Raw genomic sequence first — 6,558 nt, 5'->3', positions numbered from 1 at the left:
AATCTGGCTACAATTCGCCCTGATTTGGCTACAAACGACGCTCTGCATCACCCGAAATTTGCTTTCTCAAATATAAAGCAGATACAAAAATGCAAGCACAGGAAAGTAAAGTAGCACTGGTTACCGGTGCCAATCAGGGAGTGGGATTTCAGGTTGCCAAAGCCCTCGCAGAGAACGGCTATATCGTTTATGTCGGCTCACGTAATCTGCAAAACGGCCTCGCCGCTGCCGAAAAGATCGGCAGTAATGCGCGCGCCATTCAAATCGACGTGACAGATAGGAAGTCTGTCGAAAATGCGGCTGCGACGGTGAAGCAGGATTTTGGCCGGCTGAACCTGCTGGTCAACAATGCAGCCATTTCAAATGCGGGAGCGCCTGGAAGAACGCTGGCAGAGATCATGGCCAGTAATCGTCCAAGCATTTCGTCGGTAGATGAAATGCGCACCGTATGGGAAACCAATGTATTTGGCGTGGTAGTGGTTACGCAGCTATTCCTGCCACTCCTTCGCGAAGCCAAAGCGCCACGCATCGTGAACGTATCGAGCATACTGGGTTCGCTTACTCTGGCGAGAGACCCGAACAATCCTTACGCGGAGCACTTTGAAATGACTTATGGCGCATCCAAAACAGCGCTCAATGCAGTGACCGTTGCATTTGCCAACGAGCTGGAAAAAAGTGGAATCAAGGTAAGTGCAGTGAGCCCGGGCTTTACAGCCACTGCCCTTAACAACTTCGAGGGAACGGATTCAGTGGAAGTAGGCTCACTCGAACCGATCCGGGTAGCGCTGGAAGAAGACGGTCCCACCGCACTCTTTACAGGACCAAATCAGGAAGTTTATCCCTGGTAACCTTCATTGCTAACAAGAAATGCGCATCTGCGGCGATCAATTCGCCGCAGATTTTGTTTTTCAATTTTAAACGCCAACAATGAAAAAGTCAGATCTCCTCCGATTCCGCTCCATTTCTTCTATACATCAGGCACTTGGCCTGCCCAAGCCGCAGCATCCATTGATCAGCCTCACACATTTTAATGAGAAGAATCAATTCCACATGCAAAAGCCGCCTGTTTATGACGTACTGGATTTTTACAAAATAAAATTTAATGCACAAAATAGCGGCAGGCTCAAATACGGGCAGCATTATTACGATTTTGAAGAGGGGAGTATGATGTTTATGGCGCCGCAGCAACTGGTAGGTGCGGCAGATGATCAGGCGGGTGGCGAATCGTATGTTCTGCTCATTCATCCCGATTTTCTGCTGGGTTATCCTTTGGCGCAGAAGATCAAGCAGTACACCTATTTTTCCTATTCAGTAAACGAGGCGCTGCATTTATCCGATCAGGAGAAAGAAATCGTGTTGTCGATATATAATATCATAGCGCGTGAGCTGAATAGCCGGGTTGATGAATTCAGTCAGGAAATTGTGGTTGCCCAGCTGGAACTACTGTTAAGTTACGCCAGCCGCTTTTACAAACGACAATTCGTGACACGCAGAGCTACCTGCAATACCATTTTGGAAAGAGCAGAATGCGCGATCAACGACTATCTCAATAATCAAAAAGCGCTAGATAACGGACTACCGACGGTGCAATACCTGTCGGAACAACTGAATGTATCTTCGGGCTATCTGAGCGACATACTTCGTTCACTGATCGGTCAGAATGCAAAGCAATACATTCATGAAAAGCTCGTGGAAAAGGCCAAGGAAAGACTCTCGACAACGGATCTGACGGTGAGCGCAATCGGGTATGAGCTCGGATTTGAACATTCGCAGAGTTTTAACAAGTTTTTCAAGAACAAAACGCGGCAGTCGCCCCTGGAATTCAGGCAGTCTTTTATGAATGCTTAAATTGGGTGAGTAGAAAAAAATCTTTACAACCAGAAGGTGATTTTAGGATCGTCCCGGTTGTTATGCTACTTCGCAAAACACTTTTATATATCGCTGAGTAAAGAAACCGGCGCGCCCGGCTGGTCGAGGGTCCGATTTCGCAGTGGCATGGAATTAATAATTTACTGATAGATTTGGTTTGAAGCTTTGTAGAAGGCGGACCAGAGCACAAACATTTTATCAGAAGCAGCAGTTGATTTCACTTCACATTCCGGGCCTGGCGCAGGCAATACATCATCATCGTTCTTTTGTAGAATCTCTGCACCTGAAGATCAATGGAAAAGCCGGGGAACCAGTCAATGCAGCTGCGCTGACCCGATATGCGCACGGACTTGGTCCATGGCTGTACGCACACGCAATGATAGCCTACGCTGAAATTACCCAGCTTCGGGAAGTTGAAGAGCTGCATGCTGGTATCCACAAACTCGCCGCGCAGATAAACCTGCTTATTTCTGAACAAAATAATATGGAAGCCAAAGCTGTCTATGAACAGCTTCTTGCTTTGAATAACGAGCTCACCCGCAAACTGGACGAAATACTTCAACTGCCGGAAATGCACCAGGAGACATTGAATTTCACTCCCGAGGTATTGAAAATAGACAAACAGGCATTGTTTGAGAAGCAGCAGCAGATCCTGATGCAGCAACAGCAACAGTCGCTGCTGGATGCCATTGAAGTAGCGCAACTCGGTACGTGGACTATGGATGTGGCTACACAAAAGGCAACATTCTCACAGCGCCATCTGAGTATGTTTGGCGTGAATGCGAAGGATATGAACCTTGAAGCCGCGATTAACCATGTTGTTGAAAGTGAAAGGGCCCAATTGGTCAATGCATTTTTCGATGCCCTTAAACCTGGGAGCGACGGGAAGTTTGAAGCAGAATATACCATTATTCACGGCAAAACGGGGAACGCGCACATTATCCATACGAAGGGACAAACAAACTATAATTCCTCCGGAAAAGCCGTGAGTATTTCCGGCATTGCGCAGGACGTGACTTTGCTACGGACACAGCAGCAGTCACTTGAAGCACTGGTGGAGCTGCGTACCAAGGAGCTTGATGCCAGCAATAAGAAGCTCGCGGAAGGGAATCAGAGATTGCAGCAGGCTAATTTGCTGCTGCGCCGCTCCAATGAGGATTTGAACCGGTTTGCGTATGTAGCTTCACATGATTTGCAGGAGCCGCTCCGGAAAATACAGCAATTCGGAAGCAGGTTAATGGCGGAATTTGAAACAACATCACCGAAAGGGAAGGATTACCTGAGCAGGATGAGCGCCGCAGCCGGAAGGATGTCGTCATTAATCAACGATCTGCTCACCTTTTCTCGCGTTTCAATCAGCGAGGTTCCGGCTGAGCTCGCCTCCCTGAAACGCATTGTAGAGCAGGTGTTGGCCGACCTGGAAGTACAGATCAGTCAGGCTGATGCCAGGTTCGAGATTGGACCATTACCGGATGTACCTGGAAATACAACGCACTTGACACAACTTTTTCAAAACCTGGTGAGCAATGCAATCAAATTTCGTAAAGTCGATGGTGACGGAAACTTCATACCACCAACCATAAAAATCCATTCGCATCGGATCGCCCATGAAGATCTGCCGGAAGCGCAACAGTCGCTCGCAGCCGACACGCATTACTTCCGCATCGATATTTCCGATGACGGGATCGGATTTGACACTGTTTACCTGGATCGCATTTTCCAGGTTTTTCAGCGACTGCATGGCCGCAGTGAGTACACAGGAACTGGTATCGGACTTGCCATTTGCGAACGCATTGTGGTCAACATGGGCGGGATGATCACCGCGATCAGCAGCCCGGGCAATGGATCGACTTTTCAGATATACCTTCCGGATAGTCAGTAATTTAATGCGCTTCGCGCGCATTCGACAGGTTTCAATCGCCCCGCAAACTTTTGACGGGATTCATCAGCGCCGCCCTGAGACTTTGAAAACTCACCGTCACCAGGGCAATGCAAACCGCCAGCAGGCCGGCTGCTGCAAAGATCCACAGCGGAATGTCAGTTTTGTAGGCAAAATCCTGTAACCACCAGGTCATGGCGTACCACGAAAGGGGAGAAGCCAGCAGGATCGCGATTCCGACCGGTTTAAGAAAATCCCTGGAAAGCAGCATAACAACACTGCCAACACTAGCGCCTAGTACTTTCCGGATTCCAATTTCCCTCGTCCGGTTTTTAGCAGTAAACATCGCCAGCCCCAACAGACCCAGGCACGCGATACTGATAGCGACTACTGCAAACCAGCTGAAAAGCGTGGCTACGCGCTCGTCGGACTCATACTGTTGCTGGAAGTGGTCGTCAAGAAAGAAGAATTCAAATGCATTGCCCGGAAAGGCTTCTGCGTAGGTCGCTTCCAGTAGTTTAATGGATTGCTTCGCATTATTGCTGCCGAGTGCCACGGTCATATAGCTGCTGTTCCAGGGGATATGCTGGAAAATAATGGGCCGGTTGGCCGATTTCAGCGATTGCTGGTGAAAGTCATCGACTACGCCGACTATCTTTCTCGGAGTAGTATTTCCGATTTCCTGATTAATAGCCTGTACAGCGTTTGTAAAACCAAAAGCCTGCAATGCACTTTTATTGATGATTACCGATTCATTGTCAAGGATCAAATCGCTATGGAAAATTCTTCCTGCCAGTAACTTGATCTGATAGGCTGGGATAAAATCTTCATCAACTGCCAGCATACTGCACAGCTTGTACTCGGATGCAGGCTGATGGAATCTCTGCCACTCGTCTGTCCAGAAAATCTCCTGTCCCGGCACTTCGGACGAGGCTGTAACCTGGCGGATACCGGTATGTGCGAGTGCCTGGTCTTTGAAAAAACGAATGTCATTGGTAAAGCTATCAGTGCGCAACACTTTCGGGGCTTTGATGATCAGTTTCTGATTGATGTTCATTCCAAGATCCTGCTGCTGCATGAAAGTGAGCTGCTGGCGAATGACGAGCGTGGCTATGATCAGGAAGACCGAGATTGTAAATTGAAATACGACCAACGCTTTACGGAAAGATTCGCCACCGGCTTTCTTCGGTAAGTATCCTTTCAGAATGGCGATCGGTTTAAAGGAGGAAAGCACAAAAGCCGGGTAAAATGCGGAAATCAGAAAGCCCAGGCAGATTGTCGTGAGGGATACCAGCCAGAATTTGGGGCTTAGCAACATGGAAAAGCCGTTTGTCGCCTGGATCCAGTCTGCAAAGAACATCAGTCCCAGTGCGAAAAGTCCTGCGCCTATAAGCACTGACAGCAGGTTAAATCCCAGAGATTCAACCAGGAACTGCTCAACCAGCTGCCGTTTTCCTGAACCCAATGCTTTTCGGACACCAACCTCCTGTGCGCGTTCAATGCCTTTCGCCGTTGATAAATTGATGTAATTGAGCCAGCCGATTGCGAGAATCAGGAATGCGACCAGGACCAGTACATAAACGATGACGATCTTTCCATTCGCTTCTATCTCTGAGGCTGTTTGTGAATGCAGGTGAATGGAACGGAGGGGTTGCAAAACGAATGCCTGCCGGATTTGATACCTGTTCAGTCGCTTACCAATATTCTTTTCGATCAAGCCGGAGAGCCGGGTTTCCAATGCAACAGGAGGGGTGCCGGGTTTCAAGAGGAGATAGGTGTAGAAATTGGTCCAATACCAGCCGCCGGTAGCAAACTGCTCATTTTTAAGCAGGTTTTGAATGGAAAACACGAAGTCGAAATGAATGTGACTGTTTGGCGGGATATCGGCAAAAATACCTTCCACTATGTAATCCCCTCCCTGCCACTCTGAACTTAACCGCAGCGTTTTACCAACCGGGTCTTCCTGGCCAAAGTATTTGCTCGCCATTGTTTCCGAGATCACAACCGACTCAGGTCTTCGCAGCACCTGGCGCGCATCGCCTTTCAGCAACGTAAATGAAAACATATTGAATAGAGAGGAGTCGGCGTAGAAGGCTTTTTTCTCGTGATAGCTGACGAGTTCGCCGGTCGGTTTCCGGTAACTGATCATACCGTCTGCCCTGTGTAGTCGCACAAAATCTTCCACTTCGGGAAATGCATCTTTGATAGCAGGTGCTTCGGCGTGGTAGCTGATCACACTGCTGTTCGTCAGCACATCCTGTTTATAATCATCAAGCCGGATCCTGTAAATACGATCTGCTTTGGAGTGGAATGCATCATAACTCAGCTCTGAGAATACATACTGCGTGATCAGGAGAAAAGCAGCTATTCCGGATGCTAACCCGAAAATCATAATAAACGAAATCGACTTGTCTTTTAACAAGTTTCGCCAGGCAATTGTGATGTAATTTTGAAGCATAGCCAACGGATGAATGCGGATGTTGGCTAAATGTATAACTTCTTTGTTAGTTTAAAAACTAAACAGTTAGTTTTATAATGAAAGTGGATCGTAGTATCGTTTTTTTAACCCGCCAGCAGCGTTTTCAGAACTTCCCGGTTTAACGGTTTGGAAAAATAGCCACTCACCAGCGGGTGACTTTCAGCGCTTTTTTTATCCTTGGGATCAATGGAAGAAGAAAGTATGAAAATGGAAATGCGTGCTTTGAGCACTGCGGGGAACAGGCTGATATGGTCCAGGAATTCCCAGCCGCTCATAGTTGGCATATTGATGTCGAGAAACAGCGCGGTTTCCGGGTAAGCTGGGTCTGTAT

Annotated in this window: 4 protein-coding genes and 1 pseudogene; 3 read left to right on the top strand and 2 right to left on the bottom strand. The window is 48.0% G+C overall.

Going from position 1 to position 6,558, the window contains the following annotated elements; translation table 11 throughout:
* Positions 1–89: 89 nt before the first annotated feature.
* From ACTIE6_RS14790 to ACTIE6_RS14780, 3 genes are all read left to right on the top strand, one after another.
* The gene (locus ACTIE6_RS14790) at positions 90–848 is read left to right on the top strand and encodes an SDR family NAD(P)-dependent oxidoreductase (protein ID WP_439557374.1); all 759 of its coding nucleotides are present in this window, start codon (positions 90–92) and stop codon (positions 846–848) included.
* Positions 849–927: 79 nt separating this feature from the next.
* Positions 928–1,848, top strand: a complete 921-nt coding sequence (locus ACTIE6_RS14785; protein WP_439557373.1) for a helix-turn-helix domain-containing protein — start codon at positions 928–930, stop codon at positions 1,846–1,848.
* 232 nt (positions 1,849–2,080) lie between these two features.
* A complete protein-coding gene (locus tag ACTIE6_RS14780) occupies positions 2,081–3,751 on the top strand; it encodes a sensor histidine kinase (RefSeq protein WP_439557372.1) in 1,671 nt (556 codons plus the stop codon).
* A gap of 31 nt (positions 3,752–3,782) precedes the next feature.
* Here ACTIE6_RS14780 and ACTIE6_RS14775 read toward each other — a convergent pair whose 3' ends face one another.
* Entirely contained in the window at positions 3,783–6,206 is a 2,424-nt protein-coding gene (locus tag ACTIE6_RS14775) for an ABC transporter permease (protein ID WP_439557371.1), read from the bottom strand.
* 104 nt (positions 6,207–6,310) lie between these two features.
* Positions 6,311–6,558: pseudogene (locus tag ACTIE6_RS14770) on the bottom strand (response regulator); the annotation flags it as partial.

It is taken from the genome of Dyadobacter sp. (assembly GCF_051859145.1).
GTDB lineage: Bacteria > Bacteroidota > Bacteroidia > Cytophagales > Spirosomataceae > Dyadobacter.
The sequence above is the reverse complement of the archived record's forward strand: the minus strand, read 5'-3'. Positions and strand labels throughout refer to the sequence as shown.

What these genes read in the sequence shown, in the direction of transcription:
- ACTIE6_RS14790 (WP_439557374.1), top strand. Translation starts at nt 90, where the DNA reads ATGCAAGCACAGGAAAGTAAAGTAGCACTGGTTACCGGTGCCAATCAG.
- ACTIE6_RS14785 (WP_439557373.1), top strand. Translation starts at nt 928, where the DNA reads ATGAAAAAGTCAGATCTCCTCCGATTCCGCTCCATTTCTTCTATACAT.
- ACTIE6_RS14775 (WP_439557371.1), bottom strand. Translation starts at nt 6,206, where the DNA reads ATGCTTCAAAATTACATCACAATTGCCTGGCGAAACTTGTTAAAAGAC.